18 protein-coding genes, 1 tRNA gene and 1 pseudogene are annotated in these 16,482 nt (G+C 41.6%); 6 read left to right on the top strand and 14 right to left on the bottom strand.

The window, feature by feature from the left end; genetic code table 11:
• Positions 1–47 precede the first annotated feature (47 nt).
• The 3 genes from FC07_RS10985 to FC07_RS10975 form a co-directional block, all read right to left on the bottom strand.
• On the bottom strand, positions 48–1,040 hold the full coding sequence (locus FC07_RS10985; protein ID WP_057905153.1) for a D-2-hydroxyacid dehydrogenase: 993 nt from the start codon (positions 1,038–1,040) through the stop codon (positions 48–50).
• A gap of 80 nt (positions 1,041–1,120) precedes the next feature.
• Positions 1,121–1,393 carry a GIY-YIG nuclease family protein gene (locus tag FC07_RS10980; RefSeq protein ID WP_057905152.1) on the bottom strand — a complete coding sequence of 91 codons (273 nt, stop codon included), beginning with the start codon at positions 1,391–1,393 and terminating at the stop codon, positions 1,121–1,123.
• Positions 1,386–2,135 (bottom strand): tRNA1(Val) (adenine(37)-N6)-methyltransferase, encoded by a 750-nt coding sequence (locus FC07_RS10975; protein WP_057905151.1) that lies wholly within the window; start codon positions 2,133–2,135, stop codon positions 1,386–1,388. The genes FC07_RS10980 and FC07_RS10975 overlap by 8 nt, the downstream gene beginning before the upstream one ends.
• A 124-nt stretch (positions 2,136–2,259) precedes the next feature.
• Here FC07_RS10975 and FC07_RS10970 point away from each other — a divergent pair, with 124 nt between their 5' ends.
• Positions 2,260–2,889 (top strand): lysophospholipid acyltransferase family protein, encoded by a 630-nt coding sequence (locus FC07_RS10970; protein WP_057905150.1) that lies wholly within the window; start codon positions 2,260–2,262, stop codon positions 2,887–2,889.
• 47 nt (positions 2,890–2,936) lie between these two features.
• Here FC07_RS10970 and FC07_RS10965 read toward each other — a convergent pair whose 3' ends face one another.
• Both FC07_RS10965 and FC07_RS10960 read right to left on the bottom strand, forming a co-directional pair.
• Positions 2,937–3,158 (bottom strand): YneF family protein, encoded by a 222-nt coding sequence (locus tag FC07_RS10965; protein WP_057905149.1) that lies wholly within the window; start codon positions 3,156–3,158, stop codon positions 2,937–2,939.
• 76 nt (positions 3,159–3,234) lie between these two features.
• Complete coding sequence (locus tag FC07_RS10960) at positions 3,235–3,474, bottom strand: DUF896 domain-containing protein (protein ID WP_057905148.1); 240 nt, start codon at positions 3,472–3,474, stop codon at positions 3,235–3,237.
• A gap of 156 nt (positions 3,475–3,630) precedes the next feature.
• Here FC07_RS10960 and lexA point away from each other — a divergent pair, with 156 nt between their 5' ends.
• The gene (gene lexA, locus FC07_RS10955) at positions 3,631–4,251 is read left to right on the top strand and encodes a transcriptional repressor LexA (RefSeq protein WP_057905147.1); all 621 of its coding nucleotides are present in this window, start codon (positions 3,631–3,633) and stop codon (positions 4,249–4,251) included.
• Positions 4,252–4,295: 44 nt separating this feature from the next.
• On the opposite strand, the gene FC07_RS10950 is transcribed toward lexA, so the two are convergent.
• Positions 4,296–4,478 carry a hypothetical protein gene (locus FC07_RS10950; protein WP_057905290.1) on the bottom strand — a complete coding sequence of 61 codons (183 nt, stop codon included), beginning with the start codon at positions 4,476–4,478 and terminating at the stop codon, positions 4,296–4,298.
• A 180-nt stretch (positions 4,479–4,658) separates the two neighbouring features.
• Between FC07_RS10950 and FC07_RS10945 the strand changes: the two genes are divergently transcribed.
• Positions 4,659–4,746 (top strand) — tRNA-Ser (locus FC07_RS10945).
• 308 nt (positions 4,747–5,054) lie between these two features.
• On the opposite strand, the pseudogene FC07_RS10940 reads toward FC07_RS10945, so the two are convergent.
• From FC07_RS10940 to FC07_RS10930, 3 genes and pseudogenes are all read right to left on the bottom strand, one after another.
• Positions 5,055–6,220, bottom strand: a pseudogene (locus FC07_RS10940) (RNA-guided endonuclease InsQ/TnpB family protein).
• 144 nt (positions 6,221–6,364) lie between these two features.
• Entirely contained in the window at positions 6,365–7,849 is a 1,485-nt protein-coding gene (locus FC07_RS10935) for a peptide MFS transporter (protein ID WP_057905146.1), read from the bottom strand.
• Between the two features lie 121 nt (positions 7,850–7,970).
• Positions 7,971–9,032: a dipeptide epimerase gene (locus FC07_RS10930; protein ID WP_057905145.1), complete on the bottom strand. Its 1,062-nt coding sequence runs from the start codon at positions 9,030–9,032 to the stop codon at positions 7,971–7,973.
• A gap of 164 nt (positions 9,033–9,196) precedes the next feature.
• Here FC07_RS10930 and FC07_RS10925 point away from each other — a divergent pair, with 164 nt between their 5' ends.
• The 3 genes from FC07_RS10925 to FC07_RS10915 all read left to right on the top strand — a co-directional run bounded on the left by FC07_RS10925 (position 9,197) and on the right by FC07_RS10915 (position 11,430).
• Complete coding sequence (locus FC07_RS10925; RefSeq protein ID WP_057905144.1) at positions 9,197–9,793, top strand: hypothetical protein; 597 nt, start codon at positions 9,197–9,199, stop codon at positions 9,791–9,793.
• Between the two features lie 69 nt (positions 9,794–9,862).
• Positions 9,863–10,270 carry a hypothetical protein gene (locus FC07_RS10920; RefSeq protein WP_057905143.1) on the top strand — a complete coding sequence of 136 codons (408 nt, stop codon included), beginning with the start codon at positions 9,863–9,865 and terminating at the stop codon, positions 10,268–10,270.
• On the top strand, positions 10,267–11,430 hold the full coding sequence (locus tag FC07_RS10915; RefSeq protein WP_057905142.1) for a hydroxymethylglutaryl-CoA synthase: 1,164 nt from the start codon (positions 10,267–10,269) through the stop codon (positions 11,428–11,430). The genes FC07_RS10920 and FC07_RS10915 overlap by 4 nt, the downstream gene beginning before the upstream one ends.
• A gap of 59 nt (positions 11,431–11,489) precedes the next feature.
• Here FC07_RS10915 and FC07_RS10910 read toward each other — a convergent pair whose 3' ends face one another.
• The 5 genes from FC07_RS10910 to rnz are packed head-to-tail and all read right to left on the bottom strand — an operon-like array spanning position 11,490 to position 16,476.
• Complete coding sequence (locus FC07_RS10910) at positions 11,490–12,008, bottom strand: adenine phosphoribosyltransferase (protein ID WP_057905141.1); 519 nt, start codon at positions 12,006–12,008, stop codon at positions 11,490–11,492.
• A 24-nt stretch (positions 12,009–12,032) separates the two neighbouring features.
• A complete protein-coding gene (gene recJ, locus FC07_RS10905; RefSeq protein ID WP_057905140.1) occupies positions 12,033–14,336 on the bottom strand; it encodes a single-stranded-DNA-specific exonuclease RecJ in 2,304 nt (767 codons plus the stop codon).
• A 42-nt stretch (positions 14,337–14,378) separates the two neighbouring features.
• Positions 14,379–14,738, bottom strand: a complete 360-nt coding sequence (locus tag FC07_RS10900; RefSeq protein ID WP_083483294.1) for a LapA family protein — start codon at positions 14,736–14,738, stop codon at positions 14,379–14,381.
• A gap of 15 nt (positions 14,739–14,753) precedes the next feature.
• Positions 14,754–15,539, bottom strand: a complete 786-nt coding sequence (locus FC07_RS10895; RefSeq protein WP_057905139.1) for an SDR family NAD(P)-dependent oxidoreductase — start codon at positions 15,537–15,539, stop codon at positions 14,754–14,756.
• A 7-nt stretch (positions 15,540–15,546) separates the two neighbouring features.
• Positions 15,547–16,476 (bottom strand): ribonuclease Z, encoded by a 930-nt coding sequence (gene rnz / locus FC07_RS10890; protein WP_057905138.1) that lies wholly within the window; start codon positions 16,474–16,476, stop codon positions 15,547–15,549.
• Positions 16,477–16,482 lie beyond the last annotated feature (6 nt).

Here is a 16,482-nt window from a genome sequence, read left to right as displayed (position 1 = left end):
AAAAAAAAAAAGAGAACCAGCTTGCGCTGATCCCCTTAAAATCAAAATTAAAGTTTAACTTCGTTTTTGCTTTCACCTTTTGAAACCATGTCAGCAGCGCTGTCAAATGAAACGTCAACCATGTTCTTAACGGCTGTTTCAGTATAGAACGCAACGTGAGGTGTCAAAATGATGTTCTTTTGTTCCATTAATGCTTTCAAAGTGGCATCCGGAATTTCTTTACCAGTGAAGTCACTGTTGAAGATACCAACTTCGTTTTCATAAACATCAAGGACAGCACCAGCAACTTTGCCTGACTTAACAGCAGCTAATAAATCTTCTGCGTTTAACAAGTCACCGCGAGCTGTATTGATAATATAAACGCCATCCTTCATCTTAGCGATGGAGTCTTTGTTGATCATATGGTAGTTTTCTTTAGTTGCTGGAGCATGTAATGTGATGACATCAGCTTTGGCGAATAATTCGTCTGTTGTGTCAACGTACATGCCTTCTTTTTCTAATTCAGGGTTATGGAATACATCGTAGCCAAGGACCTTAGCGCCAAAACCTTTATAGATGTTGATGCCGGCGCGGCCAATACGACCTGTCCCAACAACACCGACAGTCATGGTGTGCAATTCTTTAGCAATATCTGGTTCCCAACGGAAATCGCCTTTTGCCAACTTTTCGTTGAATTCTGGCATGCGACGTAATAATTGCATTAAACCAGAGATTGCTAATTCAGCAATGGCACTTGGTGAGTAGCTTGGTACGTTCGTAACACGAACACCATTTGCTTTTGCAACGTCTGCAGGAATATTGTCAACCCCAACGTTACGGATTGATAAATCTTTGATGCCGTATTCCTTCATTGCTGTGAAGATTTCATCTTCATAAGGTAATTGTTGGTAAGCAATAATGGCATCGAAGCCTTTTGCTAACTTAACCGTTTCCTTGTTTAATAATTCGGAAACTAATTTTACCTCAACACCGTGTTCTTGAGACCATGCGTTTGCATAGCCCTCTTCGTCCTTACGAACGCCATAAGCGATAAACTTCATAATTAATAATTCTCCCTTCTCTGAACATTAAACATTATAGGCATAACAACAAGAATGGTAAAGCCTTATTCATCATTTTTTCAGAAAAAAATATTTTGTTTTCGTAAAAAATCGATTTTTGCTTGTCGTGGCTGATGTTTAAAGTGATATTCCGCTTTTAATGCTTCTGATTTCGTTGAGAAGGTTTCATAATACAATAATTTCACCGGACGCCGACTTGGCACCCGCGTATATTTAGCCCCTTTGCCGGCATTGTGTGTCGCAACTCGTTGTGCCACATGGGTGGTAAATCCACCATACAACGTCCCATCTGCGCATAATAATACATAAAAATAATAGGCCTGTTCAGTCATGTGATTGCCCATCTCCAAACAAAAGTCGCTGCACTTCTGGTAAGTAGTGATTGTGCTGATCGTAGACCACTAAAGGTGGTAAGAAACGCTGACCGCGTAATTTACCATCCTTGATCAGTTCCACTAAAATCATATTAGCTTCGCGATCCACTTTCGGATACACAAGTCGCACACGCTTAACCGCTAACCTTTTTTCAGCGGCAATCTGAATCAATTCTGACAAACGATCAGGTCGGTAAACGAAATAAGCTTTGCCATTCATTTTTAATAAATCACTGGTGACTTGTAAAATAGTGGCTAAATTGGTTTTAATTTCATGCCGAGCAATCGCTAAATAAGGATTGGGATTTTTTTTACTTAACGCGCTTAGCGGAAAATAGGGTGGATTACAAGTGACGATTTCCACACTATCTTTGGCAATTTTTTCAGTGATTGTTGCAAGATCTTGCTCTAAAACTGTCATTTGATCGGTAAGCTGATTCAGGCGAACTGAACGACGTGCCATATCTGCTAACCGTGCTTGGATCTCGACAGCAGTGATCGATCCCTCTGTTTTTTGACTTAGGAAAAGACCAACCGCACCGTTACCCGCACATAAATCAACAATTTTACTATAACGCTTTGGTTGCGCAAAGTCGGCTAATAAAACAGCATCTAATGAAAAGGAAAAAACTTCCTTGCTTTGAATAATTTGAACGCCTTGGCTATACAGTTGATCGATTCGTTCTCCAGGTTGTAACATACACAGAACCCTTTCTAAATGTTCTAGCGAATATTATACGGCATTTCACTTGGGAATAATCTAGTTTTTTGCCATCGCTTTTTCTGCTATAATAAGCGCAATTGGTGTGAAAGGAGCTACACGCTTGTTCTATTCAGTTTTAAGAGGGATTGTCCGTGTTTTAATTTTGCTCATTAACGGCAATACCCATTATCTCAACCGCGATAAATTACCTGATGGTCCTTATATTTTAGTCGGCCCACATCGCACATGGTTTGATCCTATTTTCTTTGCTTTGGCAGCCAGTCCCCGACAATTTTCCTTTATGGCTAAGGAAGAATTGTTTAAAAATCCTGTTTTACGATTTATTTTACGGCATGCCAATGCTTTTCCTGTCGATCGAAAGAATCCCGGCCCATCAGCCATTAAAAAACCCGTTAAAATTTTAAGAAAAGGTCAGCTATCACTGATCATGTTTCCTTCAGGAACGCGTCATTCCGAAGAACTGAAAGGTGGCGCGATGGTCATCGCACGTTTAAGTGGCGTGCCGCTGATTCCTGCTGTTTATCAGGGCCCTTTAACGTTTAAAGGTCTATTACGGCGTAAACGGATCACGATTAGTTTTGGCGATCCAATTATGGTGGATCGTAAACAAAAAACGGATAAAGCTGGTATCGCACACGTTGACCAGCAAATGCAAACCGCTTTTGATCAATTGGACCATGCCATTGATCCAAATTTTAAATACACACCAACACCTAAGAAAAATCAATAACGCTCACGTCAGCACAAAAAAACTACCCGAACAAGGTAGTTTTTTTATTACTTATTCTTTTTGGCCTGAGCTTTCATTGATACCATCATTTGGTGCAATTTCTTTTGTGAAGGTTTTTGCCCCATTTGCATCATCATTTGACGCATCATATCTTCAGAAATTGGTGGGTTATCGGCTAAATAACGTTTCATGTATTGACGTGCCGCGAAAAAACCTGCAACTGCACCAATCGCAATCCCAATGACCAGAATGAGAATTAATGTTCCCAAAATCACGCGCTCCTTCCCTATGACTCATTCAATATTCTACACAAGTCCGCCTAAAAAGCAAAGTCCGATTTTGAAACTAATCATCGCGCCAACCGCGTTCACGTTGAATTTTTTGAACTTTTTGAGGTGTGATCTCTTGTCCTTTTTTATTGAACAATTGCGTGGTTTCAAGTTGTTGCCGAAAATTTGCTTTAAAGCTTTCAATGTAATCCGCGCGAAGTTGCTTTTGTTCAGCCTTTTCAGCAGGTGTTAAGCCTTCTTCACGGGATTTAGCTGCTAATTCGTTAATTCGTTTTAAGCGTTTTGTAATTGCCAATCGACATTCCTCTATTCATTAAAATTCTTTTTTCAGATTCCTCATAATAATACCAAAAAAATGCGGATAATCAACTTTTTAGACACGAACATTTGTTTGAAATATCTGTTTTGATATGCTAAACTCAAAGTAATCATAAAAACTGAGGTGGCACCAATGACAAAAACCCATGAAACAAAACAACTCGAAGTCTTGCGGTTTATTCATGAACGTGTTAGCGAAAAAGGATACCCGCCAACAGTACGCGAAATTGGCGCCGCGGTGAATCTTTCATCAACGTCCACGGTTCACGGCCATTTGGCACGTTTGGAGAAGAAAGGCTTTCTCCAAAAGGATCCAACCAAGCCCCGTGCAATTGAATTAACCCAAGCTGGCTTAACTGAGCTAGGCGTTCAGCCTACCAAGATTCCTGTTTTAGGCACGGTGACAGCTGGCATCCCTATTTTGGCTGTAGAAGATGCAACAGACTTTTTCCCGATTCCACCGGACTTAAACGACAGCGATCGAGACATCTTCATGCTGACGATCCGCGGTGAAAGTATGATCAACGCTGGCATCTTAGATGGCGATCAAGTCTTTGTTCGGAAACAAAGTACCGCTGATAATGGCGATATTGTCATTGCCATGACTGCTGAAGACGAAGCAACCTGCAAACGTTTCTTTAAAGAAACAGACCATATTCGGTTACAACCTGAAAATGATACCTTTGAACCCATTATTTTAGACACTGTGACGATTTTAGGCCGTGTGGTTGGTCTTTATCGGAATCATATGTAAACAAATAGGATCAAAATCTTAAGATTAAGATTTTGATCCTATTTTTAAGTCATTGGAATCGGTCGATAAGTGTAAAATCCCTTTTCTAATGAATGTCTCTCAAATGGCGCATACATCAATAATTTCACAAAATCAATGGCACGCTGCTCAGATTTAAAAGCCTTAATCACTTCAAATTCTGCTGTATCTTTGTTCTCGTAAAAAACAACATAAATCCATTGCGCCATATAAATCACCCCACAACCACAATGTTCATGTTTACGGTTCAATTAAATAACCTTTAATAATATACCATTTAATTTAAAATTAGCAATCTTTAATTGTGAATTTTTTCATTAATATTTATGATGGCATTTCAATAAATAACTTGCAAGTTTACAAAAGTTTGTTAAAATATAATATGTTCTGGAGAGTTGGCAGAGTGGTAATGCACCGGACTCGAAATCCGGCGAACCGGCTTATACCGGCGCGCAAGTTCGAATCTTGTACTCTCCTTTGGAACCTTTATAGAATGCCTGAGAAGTAGAAATATTGTTAAACGATTTGTTTAACTGTGTTTCTACTTTTTTTATGGATAACTACTGAATTGTTAATGATTTTATGCTTCAAATCCTGTACTCTGCTCTCTAAATTATTGAAAAATATCATTCTGAATCTCAAATAGTTAATTTATTTGATTAATCAATATTATTTAGTCAACTTCGTCTTCATTAGTATCCCCATTACGAAACATTTCATAATAGCATGGACCAACTCTTAAGTTTTTATGGCGTGAGCCACACCTTATATCATTAACTTATTTATTATATATACTGAATCAGATTTTCAACTGCATTTTCATCACGGTTCAGTTTTACACCACACTTATAGCAATGATATTCATGATGTTTTGTATGATGTTTAGCATTACCTGATAATCCAATTTTATCTGTGCCTTTTTTTATATTACCGCAACAGGAACAACGCTGTGTACTTGGGTAAAAGCGATCAACCAATACTAATTTCACACCACACCATTCACACTTATATTGCATTATTTTTTTAAATTTGCCAAACATTGCACGATGTAAGCTTTTGGACATGTGCCGATTCATTTTCATACATGTATTATTTAGATCTTCTATTGCAATCACATCATTAACTGTTACTAACTGCGCTATAAACTTATAAAGTATATCCATCTGTATTCTAGTTATTTTTTGATAGCATCTTTTCAACTTGGCTCTCGTTTTACGATATTGCTTGGAATCAAAATTTTTTTATTAACTTGTCGCTTACGCGCTAAAATACGCTGATAATTAGCCACACGTCTATACAATCCTACTAATTGAGGCGATAATGTTTTCAAAACACGATAGCCATTTTTCGTTTTATAATTGAACTTACCAATATTTACGTCAACACCTGTCACTTGCTTTGTTTTCTCCCGTAAGGGCTGGTCAACGACCTTTATTGCAAGCGAAACATAGTAACCATCCGCCTCTTTAGCTATGATTGCCAGTTTCAGTTTACCCTCCCATCGAACTTGCTCCGCTAATCTAATATCACACCAATCTTCTCTATACTGGTGTGGTTTATCTAATCGAAGTTTTCCACAAATTAATTTTGCACGGTCCGTTTTAAAAATATGCTGGGATTTTTTACTTGATTTAAATTTTGGTCTATTATGTCGCTTCATCTTCGGATCAAAAAAGTTTTGCCATGCTTGTGCTAAATCACTCACTGCAAATTGTAAGACTCTTGCCGATAAGTAATATTGCCAATCCATTTTATTAAAAACCAGTTCATTCCGAACTTTACATTCATTAGGCCGTAACGCTTTATCATTCATTAACAGTGATTCATCATACATGTCATTCCAGACTTCAAGTGCCAAATTATAGCAATAGCGACGATAATCAAATAAGCTATTTAAGACTTTACGCATAGCATCATTAGGATACATTTTAATTTTATGAGTTTTTATCAAACACGTTCACCTCCTCACAATATTATTTTACACGATTAAAGTATTTTTGCTACATTAAAGATTTATAATATCCATAAAAAAATCGTATATCAGAGTGTTCTCAACTCGATACACGATTTCTTAATTTTATATAGTTATATCAGTTTATGCACTAGCTTGCGTCAACCGATTAATCGGCTTTACAAAACAGAATAATAACAGGCCAATGGCGACACTGACCACCCCAACAATAGCGAAATAAACAATTTCAGTATTGGCTGAATAGTATTTCACAATTTGAGAGTTAATCGCCTGACCAGCAGAATTAGCTAAAAACCACATGCTCATCATCTGCCCTTTAAAGGCTTTCGGTGATAATTTTGTGGTAATGGACAAACCAATTGGTGAGATCAGCATTTCACCAATTTCAACGAAAAACCAGGAACCCACTAACCAAAACGGACTGACTCGCCCAGCCGTCGTCCCATGTAACAAACCTGGCAGTGTCATCCAAAGGTAAGACACACCAGCAAACAACAGACCTGCTGAAAATTTTGATGCTTCCGACGGTTGATTTTTCCATTTGCTCCACAATCGAACAAAAAACGGTGTAAAAATCATCATAAATAACGGGTTCAACGTTTGAAAGTTAGAAGCCTGGAAATGCCAGCCGCCAACGTGTAAAATTGTCCGTTCTTGTGCAAATAGCGCTAAAATCACTGAGCCAGATTCTTCAATCGCCCAAAAAATCACCGCTGCTAAAAATAATGGAATATAGGCCACCACATGCCGTCGTTCGACTTTGGTGACTTTCCGACTCGTTAACATCATGACAAAGTAAATCACTGGCAGACAAATCGCAATCACAGTGATCAACAAAATAATGTTAGTGACGTTTAAATTGCCTGTTACACCCATGCCGATTAAAATAATGGCCAACACTGCAATAACGCCAACAACCCCCATGGTGACTTTGCGCACGTCTTGCGGTGCAATCGGATCTTGTGGGTGCAAGGATTCTTTATGCAAATACTTTTTGCCGTCCAGTGCATACTGAAGTAACCCAAAGAACATCCCAATCGCCGCTAGTGAAAAGCCCGCGTGAAAGTTCATATTACCATTGTGACCAAAAGCGCTGGCAATCATTGGTACGGCAATTGGCGCCACAGCGGCACCAACTTGCACCCCAAAAATAAACATGCTAAAGCCAGCATCGCGCCGACGATCGTCTTCAGAATACAAGCCACCGACCATTTCAGAAACATTCGGCTTTAATAACCCAGTTCCCATCACAATTAATGCAATTGAAATAAAAAGCATGGTTGATCCAAATGGTAAAGCTAACGCAATGTGGCCGCACATGATCAATACACCACCAATAAATACCGTTAACCGACTACCCCAAACACGATCACTAAGCCAACCACCAACCACACCGGCCATATAAACCATCGATCCATAAATCGACATAATAGACGCGGCGGTTGCTTGATCAAACCCTAAACCGCCTTTGGCAACAGCATAATACATATAAAACAGTAAAATAGCACGCATGCCATAATAACTTAATCGTTCCCACATTTCAGTAAAAAACAGCGTGGCCAAACCACGTGGCTGACCAAAAAATGCGGTATCAATCTCTTTTTTCACCCGGAGTCCCCCGTTCAATCATGATAAAATGATGAAATTAAAATGAATAATTACTCATTTTATTATTTTACCTTGACCAAGTGTCAGCGTCAATCTTTTATGCGGCCAAGGCTGTAATCGATTACAATCCTGTTTGCTGATTTAAGTAAATTTTATTTTGATGCAGCTCAAAGTATGGTTGCTTTAGTTGCTCATCTGTCATATAGACAGCATCTAAATCAGCAAATTTCACATTCGGATGACTGGCAACAAAAGCGACGGCTGCTGCTAAACTTACTTGCGATTCGATCATGCACCCTAACATGCAGCCCACACCATTCGCCGCACACAGCTGATCGATTTTTTCAGCTTCACTTAGACCGCCGGATTTCATTAACTTAATATTAATATAATCACAACAATGCGTTGTCACTAGTTTCAAAGCATCCGCATACGAATGAACACTTTCATCAGCCATAATCGGCAACAATGACGCTTGTGTCACCTGCTTTAAACCGACTAAGTTACCGGCCTTAACCGGCTGTTCAATAAAATCAATTGGTAAGCCGAGTTGCGTCAATTGTGCGACAGCTACTAGTGCTTCCTTAGTGGTCCAGGCTTGATTTGCATCTAACCGTAAACGAACTTGTGGGCCAACAGCCGTTGAGATTTGCTGAACGCGGTGTAAGTCTTCAGATAAAGGACTCGTCCCCAGTTTGATTTTTAACGCAGTAAAGCCCGCAGCAACTTTATCCTGGGCCGCTGCGATCATTTCCGTTGTCGACCCAATGCTAATGGTATAATCTGTGATCACAGGTTGCGGCTGTGCACCTAATAACGTCACCAGTGGCACCTTGAACCACTGGCTTAGTAAATCGTACAATGCAATTTCAATAGCAGCCTTCGCCGGCGTATTATGCTCAATCGCTGTTTTAACTTGTTGTAATAATTGCTGCCAATCTGCTAAATCGAGCCCCTGAATTTTTGGCGCAATGACGTGTTCGATCACAGTCTGTGTCGTCGCTAATGTATCACCCGTTACCACTTCATTTGGCGTTGCAGCACCATGTCCGATCAACCCGTTCTCCAATTGAATCGTTACATAAATGCTATCCATTTCAGTAACAGTATGTTTGGCTGTTGTAAATGGATGGGTTAAACGTGCTGCTTTCACCGTGCTTGTCACCTGTTGAATTACTGGCATACCATCATCCCCTTATTTATTCTTAATCAGCATACCCTAAAAAGCCGAACAATTGAATCGTAAATTCCATAAAGTTCATTGAATCAATCGATTAATTGTTGGTCGTCACTTTTCAAATTCGGTATAATAGGGTTACAACATTTAAAATGAGAAGAGGTTATGACGTGACTCTGGTTGTTGCAGCACTTTTTTACGATCGGCTTTTAATGCAGAGCGATTCGCGTCTCACCACTTATCGACAAGGTGAAACCCATTTGGTAACAGATCACGCTCAAAAAATTTTTTACTTAGCCAAATCACACTTGTTACTTGCCACCAGCGGCCAATATCAGCTTAATTGGCATGGTCATGCTGCAACTTTTCGTGAATTAACCGTTTGGTTAGCCTATCAAAAGCGCTTAAAAACACTCCCGCAAATGCAAGCTGGGTTAGTCGATTTAGTGGCCCAAACACCACTAGCGGATAATCAATTTCTATTAGGCGGCTTTATCGGACAGCAAGCTTACCTCAGCCGTTACGATCACGGCTGGCAAACAATCACCGGCGCGTCAACCCGTTACGAGACCACTTATATTGGCCAAGGCCAGCAGTTGTCACCAGCTGGTAGGGCGGCCCAACCACCTGCGGCCGCGCTCTTAACACACCAGTTAACCACAACGATCGTCAACCAGTCCCGGACGCAATCGGTGCCAACAGTGGGTGGTCCGTTACAACGCTGGTGTCTAACTGCCGAGCAAGTGACACACTTACCTGTCATTTAAAGTGAAACCGCATTGTTTTTTGTTATACTAGTCATGAATGCATTTATCTGTTAAGGAGCTTGCCTGCTTATGAAGTTTTCAACATTGAAGTTTCCTGGTTTATTTGATTGTTTTCTTATCTTTTGTTTGATTTTAATTAATTTGTTAGCTGGGATCAGTTTGTTAATGCCAAGCTTACAACATTTAGTTGGCGCCACAAGCTTTACAACTTTTCGGACACATGGAATCGGCTGGTTACATTGGCTTTGCTGGTTTGGCGTTTTGTGTCACGTCTTATCGTATTTTAAAGCATTACGCATTCCAGCGTTAATGCTGGCAAACATTTTAGGAATTGGCAGTTGTTTATGGTTTATTTTCTTACCAAATTGGTTCGTGTTCCCTACTATTTTGTTGTTGTTCACGATTTACCTATTCTTGGCAACCATCAAAAATCAAAAACACTTTAAAGCAACCCATAGAACTGGAGTGTCATTATGAAAATTGGACTTGATCAGATTCACTTTGCTACCAGTGATTATTTTTTAGACATGGCAAAATTAGCGCAAGCGCGCGGTGAAGATCCGAACAAATATTTAATTGGCATTGGTCAATCAAAAATGGCGGTGATCCCACCTAGCCAAGACAGTGTCACTTTAGCCGCGAATGCAGCTGCGCCCCTATTAACACCGGCGTTACGTTCCGAAATTGACACAGTTATTTTTGCCAGCGAATCCGGCATTGATCAATCAAAATCCGGTGCGGTTTATTTACAAGACTTGCTGCAATTACCGAATACGATTCGTGCCTTTGAAGTCAAACAAGCTTGTTATTCAGCTACCGCCGCCATTCAATTTGCCATGGGCTACATCGCCTTGCATCCCACCCGTAAAGTGCTGATCACTGCAAGTGATATTGCCCGTTACGGCTTACACACCGCTGGTGAGCCCACACAAGGTGGCGGTGCAGTTGCAATGGTGATCAGTGCAAATCCGCACATTATTGCCTTTGATCCTGACAGCACTGTTTTCACCGAAAATATTATGGACTTTTGGCGGCCAAACTATGCCACGGAGGCGATGGTTGACGGCCACTATTCAGGTCACATGTACATTGATTTTTTCCAAGATGTTTTTCAGCGCTACTGCCAACAAAAGCAATTGCACCTAGCTGATTTTGCTGCATTAGCCTTTCATTTACCCTATACCAAAATGGGCTTAAAAGCCTTACGTGCTGTTTTACCAACGACTGATGACACCACTCAAAAACGCTTATTGGACAACTTTGAGGCATCACGACATTATAGCCGGCAAGTGGGCAATCTTTATACCGGATCACTTTACTTAAGTCTGCTGTCCCTATTGGAGCAAGCCACGACTTTAAAAGCAGGTGACCGAATCGGACTATTTAGCTATGGTTCAGGAGCAGTTAGTGAATTTTACAGTGGCCACTTACAACCTGACTTCAAGGCTGCCTTAGGTAACTTGGACCAAGTCCTTGCACAACGCACAGAAGTTACCATTCCAACCTATGAAAAACTGTTTACGACATCATTGCCAACCGATGGCTCAGCACTGAAATTTCAAACGTTTATCAACCCCCAACGCTATTACTTAGCAGGCATTGACCAACACCAACGTCAATATCGGCGTCCCCAATAAAAAGAGCGTTCAACACCAGACGGTACCCATCTGATGTTGAACGCTCTTTTTTGACGTCTTTAGAAATCCATTAAGGCCAACATATCATAATTTTTGATTTTGTCGCGCCCTTTTAAATCTTTTAATTCAATTAAAAATGCCGTTCCCACCACAATACCGCCTAACGCTTCAACCAATTCAATGGTTGCCGCAATGGTGCCACCAGTTGCAAGTAGATCATCAGTGACCAAAACTCGTTGGCCAGGTTTAATGGCATCTTGATGTAAGTAAAGTGTTGACTGGCCGTATTCTAAACCGTAACTGGCAGAAACAGTTGGCCGTGGTAACTTCCCTTTTTTACGCGCCGGCGCAAAACCAATGCCCATTTTATAAGCAACTGGACAGCCAACGATAAAACCACGGGCTTCTGGGCCAACAATCATTTCAACACCTAGCTTTTTAGCATATGCAGCAATTTCATCAGTTGCTTGTGCGTATGCGACACCGTCGGCCATTAATGGTGAAATATCCCGAAAAGTAACCCCTTTTTCAGGAAAGTCTGGAACACTCGCGATATAATCGCGTAAATTAACTGACATTTTTTTCGCTCCTTAACACAAAGGTCATTGCTGGGCAAACCAGCCTTTTAGTTCTTGATAGTTGCTGTAGATCAATGTTGATTCAGCAGCCATTTGTGCCGTTCGTTTTTGATAAACCGGCGCTTGAGTCAAGTCTTGTTTTGCCGGATTGTCAACACGATTCAACACACCGTTTTCTATTTTAACAAATCCCAGTTCAAAAAACACTTGAATCATAAAAATCAGCAAGTTTTCTTTGATCTGTAAATACTTTGCCAACACAGTACTTTGGTGCCGCACGTCCACATCGTGATGCGACCATACAAATTTAAATAACCGCTGAAAATCCTGCTTTTGTGGTAATCCTTCTAAATAAACAGGCCGCTTGGTATAAAATAACGTCACGATTCGTTGGCAATCAGCCCCACCAATAGCCATTAAATGTTGTAACTCAGTCAGATCATGCGGTAAATCGACTAAAATCAGAGTATCTGCCGTAATTTGCTCAGTTGTTGCTGCCAACAAACTTGGCTGTTGGGCCGGTAAATAAGGCCGTAATGCTGTTTGATAACTGGCGTGAAAGAACACATAAGTCCCCTGATAATGAAACAGCTTTTTAGTCAAATGAGAGGTGCGCTGATCGATAATGATCTGGCCAGCCACATCAAAATCCTTGAGCATCAATTGTAACGTTGTTCGGCCTTGCCATTCATTGGTCCCTAAACTTCCAACAAAAGTTGCTTGGTCTGCTTGTTTTAAATCTGCAGCGCGCTGTCCCTGCTGAAATCCAATCACAGTGAGTTGGGACTGACCGTCATGAAGTTGACATTTTAAATGCTGCTGATCTGCCCCCATGGTTTGGACATGGTCAATTTTTTCAGGTGTCACCGCCACCAACGGCTGGGGGTTATCGACACCAAACGGTGCTAGTTGCTGCCAAGCTGCCAGTAAGTCGGGCGTCACTTGATTAACCGCCAATTTCAAGTCAATCATTAATGCTTCTGTGGTATGTGCTGCTAATTGCTGATCAACCGCAGCTGCTTCCAAGCCTGCTTGTAACGCTGGTAGTTGGTCAACTGCAACGGTTAATCCTACTGCCATGTGATGACCACCAAAGCTTAATAAGTGTTCACGCTGCTGATCTAAAGCGTTGAATAAATGAAACGCTTCAACACTACGACCTGAGCCTTTAGCAGTACCATCTGACGCAATATTTAAAATTAAAGTTGGCTTATGTGTTGCCCCAACCACTTGACTGGCAACAATGCCTAACACCCCTTCGTGCCAATCTTGATGTGCAAGGACCAGTGTTTGCCGCTGTTGATTTTCAGGTGTTTGCGCCATTTTTAAGGCCTCGGCTGCAATTTCTTTGACCAAAGCTTGGCGCTTTTGGTTTTGACTTTGCACAAAAGTCGCCAATTGCTGGGCCTTATCCGGATCAAAAGTCGTCAACAAAGCAACACCATCTTGGGCATCTCCTAGGCGCCCTAATGCGTTGAGCCGTGGTCCGATACCAAAGCCAATCGACTGCTCATCAATTTTTTGTTGGTCAATACCGGCTACCTCACATAGTGCCATGATCCCAGGACGTGTTGACTGTTGTAACTGTTTGAGGCCATTCGATACCAGCACACGGTTTTCATCAGTTAAGGGGACGAGATCACAAACCGTTCCAATGGCAACCAGGTCCAACATTTCAACTGGCACCTCATCTAGCAAAGCTGTCGCCACTTTAAAGGCAACACCGACACCAGATAAACCATTAAATGGATAAGTTGTCCCCGGTAAACGCGGGTGAATAATCGCGTAAGCATCCGGTAGTTTAGGCGGTAGCTCATGGTGATCTGTGACGATCACATCAACTCCTAGCTTTTGAATCGCAGCAATTTCAGCCTTTCCAGAAACACCATTGTCGACAGTGATCAGTAATTTGGTCCCATCTGCCGCAATTTTTTCATACGCTGCCAGATTTGGTCCATAGCCATCCTTAAACCGATTGGGCAAGTAAATCGCAACGTCTGCCCCTAAAGAAGCCAGTGCCTCCTGCATTAAACTGGTACTGGTCACACCATCAGCATCATAATCACCATAGACCGTGATTTTTTCATTCGCCATAATCGCTTGCTGGATCCGTTCAACGGCCCGTTGCATATCTTGAAATAAAAATGGATCATGTAACTGCGCCAGATCCGGTTTTAAAACATGTTGAATTTGTTCAGATGACGTATACCCGCGTTGGACGAGCAACTGGGCTAAAGGTGCTGGCATTTGATTATCTTGCATCACCTGTTGCACAGTTGCTGTATCCGGTGCCGCAGCATACTGCCACTGATATTGCTTTTCACCCATCCTGTCACTTCCTCATCTCATACTAAAAACAACCTCCAAAAACTAGTGTTGTTTTTGTTTCAGCTGTGTGAGTTGGCCTTGTAATTGCTTAATCTGCTGGTCTTTTCCAGCTAACTGTTTTTTATAAGCAGTTACAGCCTGTTCAACTTCACGAACTTGTTGTGCCTGTTGATCTTGCGTTTGCTTTTTCAACTGACGTCGTAAACTTAACTGTGTGGTTGTCGCCAATAAGGCGGTTAAAATCGCACCAATCAATAACGCACCTAAAATAATCACGATCAATGGCCATTGTGCCGTCATAAAACCAAAGTGAACCGTGACCTTCGCAACGTTTAACACAGCGAAAATAGCCACTAGTAGCGCTAATAATAAGAATAAAATCAAACGCCATGGATTTTTCATCCCAAATCCTCCCTTTTATTTCCGATTAAACACCGGTTGCTGCGCTAACCAATCCGCCAAACGCGGCGCTAACTGATAACCCAGTGCCGCCAAGTTCATGAACCGCGGTCGATTTAATTCGCGTTGCTGTGTCACCACAGCATGTACGATTTCATTGGCCAATTGGGTCGGGGTTAAAGCAAACTTCGCCACTGCTTGGGCATAATGTCCGGTTGGATCAGCTTGCGTTAAAAATGGGGTGGCAATTGGACCAGGATTAACCGTTAAAATGTGAATATGCGCTGATGCTAGCTCCAGTCGAAGCGCATTGCTATATGCAATGACGGCCGCTTTACTTGCAGCATACACACTGGCTTTTGGCGTCGCAATTTTACCTGCCTGTGAGGCCACATTGACAATCATCCCTGCTTGCCGCGGCACCATTAACCGACCCACTTGCTGGCAGAATGTCATTAAGCTGGCTTCATTTAACTGAATCATAGCCTGCTGCTGTGCTGCCGTTAACGATAATGCTGTGTCGAAATAACCGATACCGGCATTATTCACAAAAACGGCAATCGGCCCTAAACGTCTTTCAATTCGTTTTAACGTTTGCTGAATCGCTGACGCGTCGCTAAAGTCTAATTGTGCGTAATACAACCGATATTGACTGACATCAGCCAAGTGCGCCAGTTTGACCTGGTCACGGCCTAACGCCACAACCACTGCCCCTGTTTTTAAAAAGGCTGCGACTAAAGCTTGCCCTAAACCGCCAGTTGCACCTGTGATCACAACAACCCGCCGCTCTAACTGAAAGGTCACAATATCCCTACTTTCTCAAAGGTACCTTAACCTGGTCAAAATCTTTCATGACGCGCGTTTTAGGAAAAATGGCACGCGCTTCGTTTTGCAGATTAAGCGCCATTTTGCCAACATAACGTGCGGAAATATGTGTGAGTAACAACTGCTGCACATGAGCCCTTTTAGCCAAATTGGCAGCTTGCACACTGGTTGAATGATAGTAATTGTGGGCCATCTTACCTTCATTACCAGCAAAGGTACTTTCATGCACGAGCACATCTGCATCCTGTGCTAACAGTTGGCTGTTCGGTGTTGTCCGCGTATCACCTAAAATGGCTACGATCCGCCCCTTTTGTGCAGGGCCAATAAAGTCAGTTCCCTTTAGCGTTTGGCCGTCTGGCAATGTCAGCACTTTACCAGCCTTTAACTGACCATAGATTGGGCCAGGCCGCACGCCTAATGCTTGTAATTGTTCAACTTGTAATTCACCGACATGGTCTTTTTCAACAATGCGATAGCCAAAGCTAGTGATCCGATGATCTAAGGTTTGGCAACTCACCGTAAAATTCTGGTCTGAAAATAAAACACCTGGCTCGGTGATTTCAACAAAATGCAAAGCATAAGTTAATTTTGAATCGGAAATTTTAAGACTTGTGCGCACGTAATCACGAATCCCTTTTGGCCCATAAATAGTTAAAGGCGCTTCGCCGCCTTGAAAAGAGCGGCTGCTTAAAAAACCAGGTAACCCAAAAATATGATCACCGTGTAAATGCGTAATAAAAATCTTATCTACTTTACGTGGTCGAATGGAAGTCCGTAATATTTGTTGCTGCGTACCTTCCCCCACATCAAATAGCCAGATTGCATTATTCTCATCCAGCAATTTTAATGCAACACTGGTAACATTTCGAAACTTTGCTGGTGAACCAGCCCCCGTACCTAAAAATTCTAATTCCATATTGAC

The organism is Loigolactobacillus bifermentans DSM 20003 (assembly GCF_001434575.1).
Lineage (GTDB): Bacteria > Bacillota > Bacilli > Lactobacillales > Lactobacillaceae > Loigolactobacillus > Loigolactobacillus bifermentans.
The sequence above is the reverse complement of the archived record's forward strand: the minus strand, read 5'-3'. Positions and strand labels throughout refer to the sequence as shown.